Raw genomic sequence first — 14,304 nt, 5'->3', positions numbered from 1 at the left:
GAATTTATAGGGTACTGCAATCGCTTACAAAGATTTAGAATGATGACATAGAGAGGAGGGGCTTTATGAAAGCGGACACAGTAACTGCTCAAATCCCGCCGGACACCCGAATGCGCAACAAAAAGCCTGCTTCAGGAGGACGGTTTTGGAGAAGCTTTAAGAATCAAAAGTATTTGTGGATGATGTCGATACCCTTTGTGATCTGGGCATTCGTCTTCAGTTATCTCCCATTATGGGGCTGGACGATGGCGTTTCAAAAGTACAAGCCCGCACGCGGCTTTTTTGAACAAGAATGGGTAGGCTTCGAACATTTTAAGACACTGTTTAGCGATTCGCAATTCCTACTGGCACTACGGAACACGCTGGCGATGAGCGGAATGGGCCTTATCGCAGGTTTTATCTTTCCGATAACATTTGCAATATTGCTCAATGAATTGCGTCTTGGATTTTTTAAACGATTTGCTCAGACCGTCTCGTATTTGCCTCACTTTGTATCATGGGTGGTTGCAGCGGGAATTGTAACTAAAATGTTATCTAGCGAAAATGGTCTTGTAAACGATCTCTTGTTAACAATTGGATTTATAGACTCGCCAATCCAGTTCATGGCTCAGGGCCATCTCTTCTGGGGAATCGTTACATTATCTGATGTTTGGAAAGAAACCGGATGGAATGCGATCATCTACCTTGCGGCCATCTCGGGTATTGGACCTGAACTGTACGAAGCGGCTCGAGTGGACGGTGCCAGCAGGCTCCGCCAGGTATGGCATATTACTCTTCCTGGTATCCGCCCGACGATTACAGTGCTACTCATTATGTCGATCGGTAATTTGCTAAATATCGGCTTTGAGAAGCAATTCTTGCTTGGAAACAACCTCGTTACCGACTATTCTCAAGTGTTGGATCTGTATTCTCTGAAATATGGACTAGGCATGGCGAGATATTCCTACGGTACCGCGATCAATATATTCAACTCAGTGATCAGTGTAATCCTGCTGTTTACGATTAATGGAATCTTCAAACGTACAACTAAAGAGAGCCTTCTGTAACACAGAGGGCCCTTCTAACAATCGTGGCAGCAAAATTGCCCTTTTCTTGAAAGGAGAGCGTTACAGTGGGAAACACAGCTATCACCGGAAAGTCGTGGTCAGACCGGATCTTTGACTTCATTGTTTACTTTGTAATCCTGTTCGTGGTTGTAATCACGATCTACCCGTTTTTGAACGTGCTTGCGATCTCGCTGAATGATTCAGTGGATAGTGTGCGCGGCGGTATCACCATTTATCCTCGGGAATTTACCTGGGACAATTACTTGAAAATCTTCAGTTTCTCAGGACTGATCACCGGGTTCAAAATTTCCGCTTTGCGGACAATCGTCGGTACTTTGTTCGGGCTGATCAGTGCCTCGATGCTGGCGTTTACGATTAGCCGTCCTGATTTTGCAGGCCGCAAGTTCGTCTCCACATTCTTGGCGATGACCATGTATATCTCTGGAGGAATGATTCCAATATACATGCTGATCAAGGATCTCCATATGATGAACAGCTTTGCAGTCTATGTATTACCTGGACTGGTTAGTGCCTTTAACGTCTTCGTTATCCGCTCCTTCATTGATGGTCTGCCTTATGCACTGCAGGAATCAGCGAAGCTGGATGGAGCGAATGACTTTACTATCTACTGGCGTGTCATCCTTCCGCTGATGAAGCCGGCGCTGGCAACGATCGCGCTGTTCCTAGCGGTAGGTCAATGGAATGCATGGTTTGATACGTATTTGTATAATGGTTCAAGTCCACATTTGACTACACTGCAATATGAACTGATGAAGGTTCTGCAGAGTACAACCAGTGGGAATGGTGGAGATTACCGCTCCAACATTGCTTCTCTAGCATCGAATCAGGTTTCGCCAGAGTCTATCAAAATGGCGATTACGATTGTCGTAACCGTGCCAATATTGCTGGTTTATCCGTTCATTCAGAAGTACTTTGTTCAAGGGATGACACTTGGCGCTGTGAAGAGCTAATCACAGCTTATAGGGGAGCATAGTCTCCCCTAAGTTTTAAGAGTATTATGTATCCGTTTTCTTTATACTTGGTAAGTTTTGTAATGAGTATTAACAGGTTTTATCTGTGATACGATAGATAAACAATTTTAAGGAGGGTTTATTAATGGGGAATAATAGAAAAATAAAAGCTAAAGCAACTGCACTTACACTCACTTCTATTATGATGCTCGGTATGCTCGCAGGTTGTGGTGGCAACAACGGGAATAACGCAGCTGGAGATGCAGCTGGAAATGCAACAAATAAGGGGAATTCGTCCAATGCGGCCAATGCGGTTGAAGATACTTCTCCGCTCACGATGACTTTCTTTAGTGCTGACCCTAACCCAAACTGGACGGGTATGCAAGATGAAGTAGGTAAAGTAATCACAGAAAAAACAGGCGTAACCTTGAATGCTGAGTACGCGGTTGGTGACCCTGCTCAAAAAGTAGCGCTGATCGCAGCGAGCGGTGATTATCCGGATCTGATCAGTGCCAAGACTGACGTGAGTAAGCTGGTAGATGCAGGTGCCATGCTAGATCTTACAGATCTGATTGAAAAATATGCTCCGAACATCAAAAAAGTATTGGGCGAAGAAGGTATGAAACGCTCTCGTTATAGTGATGATGACCATGCCATTTATGCAATTCCTACTTATGCAGGTGTAGATAATAAATATTTTGATGCAGGCGGTGGATTCGAGCTACAGCACCGAGCGGTTAAAGAAGCTGGATACCCAGAAATTAAAACCGTTCAAGATTATGAGAATGTAATCAAGTCATACCTTGAAAAACACCCTACAGATGAAAATGGTAACAAAAACATTGGTTTAACGTTGAATGCAGACGATTGGTACATGTACATCACAGTAACCAACCCAGCGTTTATTACTACGGGTTCCCCTGACGATGGTGAATATGCAATTGATATCGATACACAAGAAGTAACATACCACTTCCGTCGTCCTGCTGAAAAAGAATATTTCCGTTGGCTCAACCATATGAACGATATTGGATTGCTTGATCCAGAAAGCTTCGTTCAAAAGTATGACCAATATAAAGCAAAAATCGCTACCGGCCGTGTTATCGGCCTGATTGACCAAGACTGGGGTTATGGCGATGGAGAAAGAGCTTTAAAAGCGGAAGGTAAGCTGGATCAAGGATATGGACACTATCCAGTAACCTTGTCTGAGGAGTACAAAGAAGCTTCCTTCTGGCCAACAGGCTTCATGGGCGGTAGCGGAGTCGGGATCAGTGTAGATGCTAAAGATCCGGTTCGTGCGATTAAGTTCTTGGACTACCTCGCTTCCGATGAGGGTCAAGTATTGATTAACTGGGGTATTGAAGGCAAGCACTACAACGTTGTAGATGGCAAACGCGTCATTCCTGAAGATGTAAACAACCGTAAATATAATGACACAACCAACTTCCAAAAGGAAACTGGTTTAGGTAATGTCGGATCAAACTACGCATTGCTTAGTGCTCACTATGGCGATGGTGTATTAGACCCTACTGGTAACTACTACACAACCCGTTTCCCTGAACAAGTAACCGTAGGTTACAATGCTGTAGAAAAAGAAACACTTGCAGCTTATAAAGCAACAACATGGAAAGATCTTTTCCCAAGCGAAGATGAATTCAAAGTTAAGCCTTGGGGCGCAGCTTGGAACATCACCATTCCTGGGGATAGCGAAATTGTTGTTCTTGACAACAAGCTGAAAGACATCACTTGGAAACGTATTCCTGAAGCCATCTTGTCCAAACCAGCTGATTTCGATAAAGTTTGGGATACTTACATGGCTGAACTGGATAAAGCCGGTGTAACGAAAGCTGAAGATATGCGTGAAGAGCTGGTTAAACAACGCGTGAAGCTTTGGAATGATTAATTGCTAATTCAAGGCTAATACAATAGAAGCAAGTAGATGGCGGGAAGTCCGAACGAAAGTCCGGGCTTCCCGCCGATTTCTTTTCATCTATAATTATAGGATAGGAGGAATGTACGTGGGAGAGAGCAAAAATACTGGAAGGGATGAGCTTTGGTACAAGCAGCCGGCAGCTGTTTGGGAAGAGGCACTGCCCGTGGGTAACGGCAGACTAGGCGGCATGATCTTTGGCGGAGCGGAAGAAGAGCTAATTCAACTTAATGAGGACACCTTATGGTCGGGCTTTCCGCGGGATACAGCAAATTATGAGGCGCTACGTCATTTGGGTCCGGCTAAGCAATTAGTGGCGGAGGGGAAATACAAGGAAGCAGAAGCGCTGGTGGAAGCCAAGATGTTAGGCAGACGGACCGAATCCTATCAACCGCTCGGGGATTTGCGAATGAAGTTCAATCTTGCGGGTCCTGTAGAGAATTACCGGAGGGGGCTTGATTTGGTTCAGGGGCTGGCTACTGTATCCTATACGACAGGGGACGTAAGGATTGTGCGAGAAGTGCTGGCCAGCAGGCCGGATGAACTTATAGCTATTCATATTCGTGCAGAAGGGAGAGAAGGGCGGGGAGTTCTACCTGATTTCTCGGTGGAGCTAACTTCGCCGCATCCTTTCTGCTCGGAGCTAACTTCGGACGGCATGCTGATCATGGCTGGCCGTGCCCCATCGCATGTGGCTGATAATTATGCAGGGGATCATCCACGTGCTGTGTTATACGAAGAAGGCCTTGGCATAAGCTTCGCAGCGGGATTGAAAATCCGTACAGATGGCGGTAATTGTGCAGCAGCGAACGGCATGTTGTCGGTTACAGGTGCTCGCTCCATTACCATCCGTCTGGCTGCAGCAACCGATTTTGCCGGGTATGACCGGAAGCCAGGAAGCGGCGGTAAGCTGCCTTCGGAGATGTGCCTAGAACAACTGGCTATATCCTCTACTGAATATGCAGAGCTGAAGCAGCGCCATCTGGAGGACCATCAGTCCTTATTCCGGCGCGTGGAGTTAACGCTTGCACCAGTTTCCTCCGAAATAGAGCTTCCCACGGATGAGCGACTGACACGGTACCGCGAAGGTCAAGCAGATTCTGCGCTAGAAGCGCTGCTGTTCCAGTATGGCCGCTACCTGATGATTGCTGGCTCACGGCCGGGAACGCAAGCTCTGAATCTGCAAGGGATTTGGAATCCTTATCTTCAGCCGCCATGGAACAGCAATTATACTACTAATATAAATACTGAAATGAATTATTGGCCTGCCGAGTTATGCGGTCTGGGGGAATGCCATGAACCTCTAATCGATTTTATTACGGAGCTTAGTGTGGCTGGCAGCCGTACAGCAAATGTTCATTATGGCGCGCGTGGCTGGACGGTGCATCATAATACAGATTTATGGCGTATGACGTCTCCGTCAGACGGCAAGGCGATGTGGGCATTTTGGCCAATGGGAGGCGTTTGGCTCTCTCGCCATTTGTGGGAGCGTTACGCTTTCCGTCCAGATGAGGAATATTTGCGAAACACAGCTTATCCTTTGTTAAGGGGAGCCTCATTATTTTGTCTGGATTGGCTGGTAGAGCTGCCTGATGGAAGGTGGACAACGGGTCTGTCTACCTCACCGGAGAATGTATTCTTGACTGCTGATGGCACGCCATGCAGTGTTTCAGCTGGCTCAGCTATGGATTTATCGATGATCGCGGAGTTGTTCGAGCATTGTATTCAGGCTGCTGAGATTTTGAATACCGATGACGAACTGCGTCTAGAGCTCATGCAGATGCAAAAGCTGTTTGCCCACCCGGGGATTGCACCGGACGGACGTATTCGTGAATGGAATGAGGATTTTGCTGAACAAGAGCCTGGGCACCGCCATGTCTCTCATTTGTATGATTTATATCCCGGGAATGTAATTAGTCCTTCCTCCACACCAGAGCTAGCAGAGGCGGCAGCGTTATCGCTTAAGAAGCGCTTGGAAGGCGGGGGTGGTCATACGGGCTGGAGTGCAGCCTGGCTACTTAATCTATATGCACGTTTGAAGGATGGAGAGAGTGCATATAGCTGTTTACGTCGTATTTTGCACGATTCAAGTCTGCCCAATTTATTCGGTAATCACCCTCCATTTCAGATTGACGGTAACTTCGGAACTACAGCCGGGATTGCTGAGATGCTCTTGCAGAGTCATCAGGAAGGGCTTGAATTATTGCCTGCTCTTCCAGAAGGATGGTCTGACGGTAGTGTGAAAGGGTTGGTAGCCCGAGGCGGCTTTATCACAAATATAGAATGGCGTGAGGGGCGCTTAAAGAAGGCAGAACTGACCTCGACTCATGGACAACTGTGCAGGATTTATAGTCGTCAGCCTTTGCTCATTCAAAGTTCTGGTGGTTCACGAATAGGGCTAGAGATGGAATTTGAAACTGTAATAGGAGAGACCTACATCATTACACCGCAAAGCGAATAAAACATATCCTTCTAGCATATAGGCTGTTCTCAGAGTAGAATTATTCTACAGGGAGCAGTCTTTTTTTGCCTAAACGCTCATTATCTATTAAATGGTAGGGTTCATTATAAGTCTATAGGAGCCGGAGGAACGGAATATATATGTGGAAAAAACGCTTTACACTAGTAAAGATCATTCTGGGAGGAGTGATTATATTCGCTGCTATTCCACCAATGATTTATTGGGGCTGGGGTCATGCTTATGCGGCTTCGAGTTCACCCACCCTTCGTTCTGTAAACGAAGTAGCGCAGAAGCTAACGGGTGCAATGAACAACCGTAGAGAGACCATTACTTTTACTTATGAGAGCAAAGCTTCAAATTTGAAAACGAAAATACAAGCGGCCCTGGATCAAGCGATGGCTAGTGACCCTTATTTGTATTACATTATAGACAGCTACGGATATACTTATCGAGGAAGCGCAAGCTCTGTAAAAGTTACGGTGGAAGTGAAATATTTGGAGACGTTGGAGCAGACGGCTTTTGTGAACAAAGAAGTGAAGGCTGCGCTGAAGAAGATCATAACGCCGGGCATGAACGATCATCAGAAGGTGAAGGCTATCCACGACTGGGTTGTGCTTCATCTGAAGTATGATACCTCATATCGCAAGTACACAGCTTATGAAGGATTGAAGAGTGGCAGCGCCGTTTGCCAAGGGTATTCGCTGTTGACCTATAAGCTGTTAAAGGAGGCTGGATTCACGAATAAAATCGTTGAGGGTACAGCCAAACAGCCTGGAGGACGCAGCCAGTTGCATGCCTGGAATCTTGTGCTGTTAGATGGACGGTGGTATCATCTCGACACAACTTGGGATGACCCGACACCTGATAAGGCAGGTGTGGTTAGCACAGCATACTACTTGAGAACGGATGTCCAGATGCGTCAGGACCATAGCTGGACGAAGTCTTATCCGGCAGCTTCTGTAGGTTATCATAAGACCTTGTCTGTGCTTGTGGAACGTGGGGGACAGAATGCGGCTGTCTATAAACAGCTTCAGAAGGATCTCAATTATGAGCTATATGCCGAGGAGCTAATTGTACGTTCGGTAGGAGATCTGACTCGGCTAGCGAATAAGGCAATTGCCTCCGGTGAGGTGTCTATATTATTCCGTTATCAAGGGAGTGGGACCAAGCTTAAGAATGACCTGCAGGAGCTATATAAGCTTGGATTAGAGGATGTATCTTACTCCAGTTCTGCTTTTGACAATACGGGTGATCTCAAAGTGTTTGTGACTTGGGAATAGAAGGATAACAAAAAAGGACATCCCATAAGTCTAAATGGCTACGGGATATTCCTTGACTTTTAATGGTTCTTGTTTGTAAGTCTCTTTGTGTGTTACTTCATTAATGCCTACAAACTGGATTACCACCGATTAACAATTAGGGAAAATGTCCCTAAAATTCAGCGATTTTAGCTCTTAAGACTAATAATCAGGGAATTCCTCCCTGAAATTCATCCTATTTGGTGGTAAATATATATAATTCACTCAATTATTAGGGAGTAATTCCCTAATTGCATTCAAATAAAGAGCTTTCCATCTATTGCTAGGGAGATTTTCCCTAATTCCTCTCACCTAGCTTAGCTGCAGGGAAAGCCAAAAATAAAGGAGCTAAGCGTCTACAGACTGCTTAGCTCCTTTATTTGCATTTTAACAATATTTTACCACTCAGGTTGCCCAAAGTTACTTTTGAGACACCCACTTTTACCGGGTCTATTTATTCTGGGTGAGTACTTAGGTCGCATTTATCTAAAGGAATAATATTACTCTTCCGGAACCAGCGATAGCCGACCCAGATCAAGACAAACAGCGGCAAGCTGATATAGGAAACGGCGATACCATACCAGTCGATATTTCCGCCTGAGAAGGCGCCCATATTCTGACCGAGGATAGCTACAATACAAAGTCCTAAGGCAAAGATAGGACCGAATGGGAACCATCTAGCTCGGTAAGGTAGTTCATCTAGCGAATGCCCTTGTGCTATAAAAGCACGTCTGAAACGGTAATGGCAGACCGCAATACCCAACCAGTTAATAAATCCGCACATACCAGAGGCGTTCAGTAGCCAGTTATATACGGCTCCGTCACCAAAGAATGAAGCGAGAAAGGCGAGCATTCCGACAGCCGTAGTTACTAGCAAAGCGCCAACAGGGACACCACGGCGATTGAGCTTGCCCAGTGCACGCGGAGCCATGCCATCCTTAGCCATTGCATACAGGACACGGGTAGAGGCGTACATCCCGGAGTTCCCGGCTGATAATACAGAGCTTAGAATGACAGCATTCATTACGGATGCAGCAATTGCAAGCCCTGCCTTATTGAACACGATCGTAAACGGACTGACTCCGATATCATCGATACCCCCGCGCAGAAGATCTGGATTCGTATAAGGAATCAACATTCCGATTACAAATATAGCAAGGATATAAAAGATTAATATACGCCAGAATACTTGGCGGATCGCTATTGGAACGTTGCGGCGTGGGTTCTCGCTCTCACCAGCAGCAACGCCGATTAGCTCGGTACCCTGGAACGAGAATCCGGCTGCCATAAAGACTCCGACGAAGGCGAAGAAACCACCGTGGAAGGAGCTGCCCCCGATTTGGAAGTTACTGAAGCCTACGGCTTCTCCACCCATAATGCCGAATATCATGAGGACCCCGACAACGAGAAAGGCGATAACGGTAATGATTTTGATAATGGCAAACCAATATTCTGATTCCCCGTAGCCACGAGCAGATAGGAAATTAAGGCCGAACATCAGCAGTAGGAACACCAGACTCCAGAGAAAGGAAGGACTGTCCGGGAACCAATATTTAATGATGACGGTAGCCGCCGATAGCTCTGCTGCAATCGTAACCGCCCAGTTATACCAGAAGTTCCACCCGATGGCGAAGCCAAAGGCGGGACTGACGAAACGAGTACCGTAGGTACTGAAAGACCCGGAGTCCGGTAAATAGGTGGCGAGCTCCCCAAGACTAGTCATGAGAAAATAAACCATTACACCCACTGCCGTATAAGCTAGAAGCGCTCCACCAGGTCCTGCTGAAGCGATCGCGCCGCCACTGGCTAGAAACAGACCCGTACCAATAGATCCGCCAAGCGCGATCATGGTCAAATGTCTTGCTTTGAATGATTTTTTTAGCGCAGGCTGATTCATGTTGCCTTGCGCTGGGTTTTGCTGATTGCCCTGCATGAATATGACACTCCTTATGATCTAATCTTACTGTTCATGAACGGGGAGTGCTGAGCTGCTGACTCCCGCAAGGCGGGAGGTATACTTCGTGATTTCCAGAAGGTTATGGATGAATGTACGAAACATACAAATTCTGTAAACGCAAAGAAGCCGCAAACTATGTCTGCGGCCTCCATCTATACAGCTCCGCATCATACTCCCTGTGAAGATAGCGCAACACACTGCAGTCTGCTACTTACGCAGGCTCTACAATGTGACAGTTCCGTGCCTTTCGGCAACGGCCCCAGCCTGCACCGCTGTAAGAGCTACAGCGCAAGCTTCGGCAGATATTCCTTTCGGCGTGATTCATAGACGGCTCTAACGTCTCCACACGCGTACTCTTTATATCCGCGACCTCTACCTCATCCTAGTATGACGAGGCTATCTTTACTTCATTCATTTATAAACAACAGGAATTAGTATAAAGCAAGTTTACATCTCAAAGCAATGACAAAATCAGGTACTTCGCTGTTAATTGCGACGGCGTTCTGACATCTGCTGCCAGACGGTGCCCGCTGCAGCTTGACCTGAGGCGATGCGCTCCAAAGCCATCTTAGCCTGAAGTCCAACCTCGAACTCTGGATCATCCGCAGCAAGTGTGAGCGCGTCTTGAGCTTCGGATGTGCCGACTTCATAAAGGAAACGAGCCGCGCGCCAGCGGACAAGCTTGCTCTTATCCGTTAGTGCCGCCGTCATCACTGGCGTGGCGGCAGGATCGCCGATGTCGGACAGGGTATCGCCAGCCGTACGTCTTACCGCTGGCGCACTGTCTGCCATCGCCTCATAGAGCAGCTCCATCGCCTCGGGCGTGCGAAGGTCGCCTAGATACACGACCGCAAGCCTGCGAATATGCAGCTTGGGATCGTGTAGCGCCGCCTTTAGCTCCGGCAGGAGCTCCGCCGTCGGCGTAAGATCCTCTAGCGCGGCGTAGCGCACGCGCCAATCCTCATGCTTCAGGTCTCGCAGCAGCTCATCCTGAGTGCGAGTTCGTCTCTGCTCGACGAACTCGCCTTCGGCTCCGTGCGCAATGGCTTGCTGCACGAGGGAGTCGAGGCGTTCCTGCGGATACGCCGCTTCGATCTCTTGCTCGACCTCGCGCGCAATGTCCGCGGGCTCGCCATAACGAACGCCGTAATCGGTGAGCTTGCGCTCTTTGATCATTACGGCGCTGGCTACATCCATAACCGCTTTCGTGAAGCGGTTCGCTAAGGATATGCGCTCCTCATTCGCGCCCGTTTTTACTCGGATTTGCATCGGTATTCCGCGGAACATTTGGACGAAGACTTGTGCTTCCCCAAAATGCGCACCGGCATCCTCGTCAGCTAGGCTCCAATCTCCGGTCAATCCGTCACTACTCCCGAAGCGGCTTTGAACTTCTCTAAGAATGGCTGCCCAATCGGCGTTGCCTTTGCGCTCAAGTGCTGCGAAGTCAGCAGCATGATAAATGCTAGTAACGCCCGGTATCGTTAACATTTCACGTGCCCAAGCAGGTGCGGAACGCTCGCTTTCTGGCGTATAGGTTCTGCGAATTCCGGGTTCTAAACTTTCGTCCAAATGAAGCTTCATCGTATTTGGACTAGGAGTCGGTTCAATAAATGTAATCTTCATACGTAGCTCCCCCTTGAACGGTATATGGACCGTCATACTTTATACACATATTATCTCATTTCTGGCGTGAAACACAAAATAACACTTCTATTTATTTCACTAAGTTCTGCAATGCGATGAATAAAAGGGCGAACCTTTCTTATGCTATTTGTATATTTTGCAAAATGCGCTGCTGTTCAATATAGTTGTAGTATATTCGCTAAAGCTAGGATTGCGCGGCAAACTCTGTAGAAGAGGTGTTTTATGCCTAGAACTCGTTACCATAATGTCGACAATGTAAGTACAGATAAAACACTAAAAGAATTTCGCCAGTGGCGTGAGGAGCGTCGTCGCAAGAAGAAGGACTATTCATATGTTGTGCCAAATACGCCGCCCGAATTATCTTATCTGTCGGAGAATAGTTTGGAGTCTACCATTACGTGGATTGGGCATTCAACATTTTTCCTTCAATATGAGGGGATGAATATCATTACAGATCCCATCTGGGCAAGAAGGCTAGGCTTTGAGAAAAGATTGGGACAACCTGGGATTCCGCTTAGTGAAGTGCCGCCGATTGATCTGATTTTGATTTCGCACTCTCATTATGATCACTTACACATAGCCTCTATCCGCAAATTATATCGGGCAGGGACGACGCTTGTAGTTCCTGTAGGTCTGAAGCGAAAAATGCTTCGCAAAGGGTTCCGCAACTGTATGGAAATGGAGTGGTGGCAGGAGATTAAGCTAGGGAAAATCAAGCTTGCTTTTGTACCTACCCAGCACTGGACGCGGAGAACGCCTTGGGATACGAATACTTCTCATTGGGGTGGGTATATCTTGGAGCCCGCCGAGTCTGAGAACAAGAGGCTTTCTCCGAACCTTTATTTCGCTGGGGACAGCGGGTATTTTCCAGGTTTTAAGGAGATCGGAAACCGTTATAAGATTGATATCGCGCTTATGCCGATTGGGGCCTATGAACCGGAGTGGTTCATGACCTCTCAGCATGTGAATCCAGAGGAGGCGATACAAGCCTTCCTAGATGTAGGAGCAGAGACCATGATTCCGATGCATTATGGTACCTTCAGACTTGCTGATGATACCGCCCGGGAAGCATTGGATCGCATGGAAAGCGCCCGAGTTAAACACGGGATTTCTGAGAACCGAATTCGTACGCTCAGTTATGGAGAAACACTGGTTGTACAATCGGAGAATCGCACATCTGGACAATAATTGAAAAATTTCCTCCTTGAAAGTTGCCGTCGTAAAACAGTTGGAATAAGTTTCGTAGGAGAGAGATCAGCTTAAATGCCTATTTCATGGGATTTTTGCACTGATTTTATGCTATAATGAGCCGAAACCCTAAAGTGAAAAGGATGGTAATGCGTAATGATTAGCACAAGCGGCGTAACACTCCGCTACGGAAAACGCGCTCTCTTCGAAGATGTAAACATAAAATTCACCCCTGGTAACTGCTATGGTTTGATTGGTGCCAATGGTGCTGGTAAATCAACCTTTCTGAAAATTCTGTCCGGGGAGATTGAAGCGAACACGGGTGATGTTCATATAACACCAGGTGAACGCCTTGCAGTTCTGAAGCAGAACCATTTCGAGTACGATGAATTCCCAGTACTTGAAACAGTTATTATGGGTCACACTCGTCTTTATGAAATCATGAAAGAAAAGGACGCGCTTTATGCGAAGTCTGATTTCACGGAAGCAGATGGTCTACGTGCCGGTGAGCTAGAAGGCGAATTTGCAGAACTTAATGGCTGGGATGCAGAGCCGGATGCGGCGGCTATGTTGATCGGTCTTGGCATTATGCGTGAACTGCATGATAAGAAAATGGCCGAACTGAGCGGCAATGAGAAGGTACGGGTACTCTTGGCACAAGCCTTGTTTGGCCGTCCAAATAACCTCCTGCTCGATGAGCCTACCAACCATTTGGATCTCGAATCCATTGGCTGGTTAGAGAACTTCCTCATGGATTATGAAGGTACTGTTATCGTCGTATCCCATGACCGTCACTTCTTGAACAAAGTATGTACGCATATTGCGGATATTGATTTTGGCAAAATTCAGATGTACGTTGGTAACTACGACTTCTGGTACGAGTCCAGTCAGCTTGCTCAAGCTTTGCAGCGTGATTCGAACAAGAAGAAGGAAGACAAGATCAAGGAACTGCAAGCCTTTATCCAGCGTTTCTCGGCCAATGCTTCCAAGTCTAAACAGGCAACTTCTCGTAAGAAACAACTCGAGAAAATTACACTGGATGACATTCGTCCATCCAACCGTAAATATCCGTTCCTCAACTTCAAACCTGAACGTGAAGCAGGTAAGCAGCTGCTGACGATCAGCGGCTTGACCAAATCGGTTGAAGGTGAGAAGGTTCTTGATGAAATCAGCTTTGTAGTTAACAAAGGCGATAAGATTGCTTTCGTGGGCCCTTACTCTCAGCCTAAATCACTTCTGTTTGATGTGATCATGGGCGAGCAAGAAGCGGATGCGGGTGAATATGCATGGGGAGTCACTACAACTCAAGCTTATTTCCCGAAAGACAACTCCAGCTATTTCGATGGCGTGGACTTGAATCTCGTAGAATGGCTGCGTCAGTATTCTAAAGATCAGGATGAGACGTTCCTGCGTGGATTCCTTGGACGGATGCTGTTTGCCGGAGAAGAAGCACTGAAGAAAGCAAGTGTACTGTCCGGGGGCGAGAAGGTTCGCTGTATGTTGGCGAAGATGATGCTGAACGGTGCGAACGTGCTTGTATTCGATGAACCTACCAATCACTTGGATCTGGAATCCATTACGGCACTGAACAACGGACTGATCGATTTCGACGGGACTATTCTCTTTACTTCCCATGACCATCAGTTCATCCAAACCATTGCTAACCGTATCATCGAAATCACACCTACAGGTGTAATTGATCGCACGATGACTTACGATGAGTATTTGGAGAATCCTGAAATTAAGGAAATGCGCCAACGCATGTATCCTGTAGAAGTATAATATTTGCCTTCCGCTAAGCGGAAGGAA

The 14,304-nt window shown here is 47.0% G+C and carries 9 protein-coding genes and 1 riboswitch; of the genes, 7 read left to right on the top strand and 2 right to left on the bottom strand.

Translation table 11 applies throughout. From position 1 onward, the window contains the following. The first annotated feature begins 110 nt into the window (after positions 1-110). The 5 genes from NST74_RS25850 to NST74_RS25830 all read left to right on the top strand — a co-directional run bounded on the left by NST74_RS25850 (position 111) and on the right by NST74_RS25830 (position 7,688). A complete protein-coding gene (locus NST74_RS25850) occupies positions 111-1,046 on the top strand; it encodes an ABC transporter permease (protein WP_231574304.1) in 936 nt (311 codons plus the stop codon). Between the two features lie 65 nt (positions 1,047-1,111). After that, positions 1,112-2,017 (top strand): carbohydrate ABC transporter permease, encoded by a 906-nt coding sequence (locus NST74_RS25845; RefSeq protein WP_339288159.1) that lies wholly within the window; start codon positions 1,112-1,114, stop codon positions 2,015-2,017. 145 nt (positions 2,018-2,162) lie between these two features. Then, entirely contained in the window at positions 2,163-3,920 is a 1,758-nt protein-coding gene (locus tag NST74_RS25840) for an ABC transporter substrate-binding protein (protein WP_339288158.1), read from the top strand. Between the two features lie 109 nt (positions 3,921-4,029). Next, a complete protein-coding gene (locus NST74_RS25835; protein ID WP_445668158.1) occupies positions 4,030-6,408 on the top strand; it encodes a glycoside hydrolase family 95 protein in 2,379 nt (792 codons plus the stop codon). A 140-nt stretch (positions 6,409-6,548) separates the two neighbouring features. After that, complete coding sequence (locus tag NST74_RS25830; RefSeq protein ID WP_341115161.1) at positions 6,549-7,688, top strand: transglutaminase domain-containing protein; 1,140 nt, start codon at positions 6,549-6,551, stop codon at positions 7,686-7,688. A gap of 472 nt (positions 7,689-8,160) precedes the next feature. Here NST74_RS25830 and NST74_RS25825 read toward each other — a convergent pair whose 3' ends face one another. Further along, on the bottom strand, positions 8,161-9,639 hold the full coding sequence (locus NST74_RS25825; RefSeq protein WP_445254076.1) for an amino acid permease: 1,479 nt from the start codon (positions 9,637-9,639) through the stop codon (positions 8,161-8,163). A gap of 201 nt (positions 9,640-9,840) precedes the next feature. Continuing rightward, positions 9,841-10,046: riboswitch (Lysine riboswitch) on the bottom strand. Between the two features lie 103 nt (positions 10,047-10,149). Continuing rightward, positions 10,150-11,286 carry a virulence factor gene (locus NST74_RS25820; RefSeq protein ID WP_341115160.1) on the bottom strand — a complete coding sequence of 379 codons (1,137 nt, stop codon included), beginning with the start codon at positions 11,284-11,286 and terminating at the stop codon, positions 10,150-10,152. 243 nt (positions 11,287-11,529) lie between these two features. On the opposite strand from NST74_RS25820, the gene NST74_RS25815 reads away from it, so the two are divergent. Both NST74_RS25815 and NST74_RS25810 read left to right on the top strand, forming a co-directional pair. Continuing rightward, the gene (locus NST74_RS25815) at positions 11,530-12,495 is read left to right on the top strand and encodes an MBL fold metallo-hydrolase (protein WP_341115159.1); all 966 of its coding nucleotides are present in this window, start codon (positions 11,530-11,532) and stop codon (positions 12,493-12,495) included. 156 nt (positions 12,496-12,651) lie between these two features. Next, positions 12,652-14,277, top strand: a complete 1,626-nt coding sequence (locus tag NST74_RS25810) for an ABC-F family ATP-binding cassette domain-containing protein (RefSeq protein WP_042131056.1) — start codon at positions 12,652-12,654, stop codon at positions 14,275-14,277. Positions 14,278-14,304 lie beyond the last annotated feature (27 nt).

The organism is Paenibacillus sp. FSL F4-0125 (assembly GCF_038008565.1).
Lineage (GTDB): Bacteria > Bacillota > Bacilli > Paenibacillales > Paenibacillaceae > Paenibacillus_AQ.
Note: the sequence above shows the minus strand (reverse complement) of the source record. Positions and strands in the feature narration are given on the sequence as shown.

What these genes read in the sequence shown, in the direction of transcription:
- NST74_RS25850 (WP_231574304.1), top strand. Translation starts at nt 111, where the DNA reads ATGCGCAACAAAAAGCCTGCTTCAGGAGGACGGTTTTGGAGAAGCTTT.
- NST74_RS25840 (WP_339288158.1), top strand. Translation starts at nt 2,163, where the DNA reads ATGGGGAATAATAGAAAAATAAAAGCTAAAGCAACTGCACTTACACTC.
- NST74_RS25835 (WP_445668158.1), top strand. Translation starts at nt 4,030, where the DNA reads ATGTACGTGGGAGAGAGCAAAAATACTGGAAGGGATGAGCTTTGGTAC.
- NST74_RS25830 (WP_341115161.1), top strand. Translation starts at nt 6,549, where the DNA reads ATGTGGAAAAAACGCTTTACACTAGTAAAGATCATTCTGGGAGGAGTG.
- NST74_RS25825 (WP_445254076.1), bottom strand. Translation starts at nt 9,639, where the DNA reads ATGCAGGGCAATCAGCAAAACCCAGCGCAAGGCAACATGAATCAGCCT.
- NST74_RS25820 (WP_341115160.1), bottom strand. Translation starts at nt 11,286, where the DNA reads ATGAAGATTACATTTATTGAACCGACTCCTAGTCCAAATACGATGAAG.
- NST74_RS25815 (WP_341115159.1), top strand. Translation starts at nt 11,530, where the DNA reads ATGCCTAGAACTCGTTACCATAATGTCGACAATGTAAGTACAGATAAA.
- NST74_RS25810 (WP_042131056.1), top strand. Translation starts at nt 12,652, where the DNA reads ATGATTAGCACAAGCGGCGTAACACTCCGCTACGGAAAACGCGCTCTC.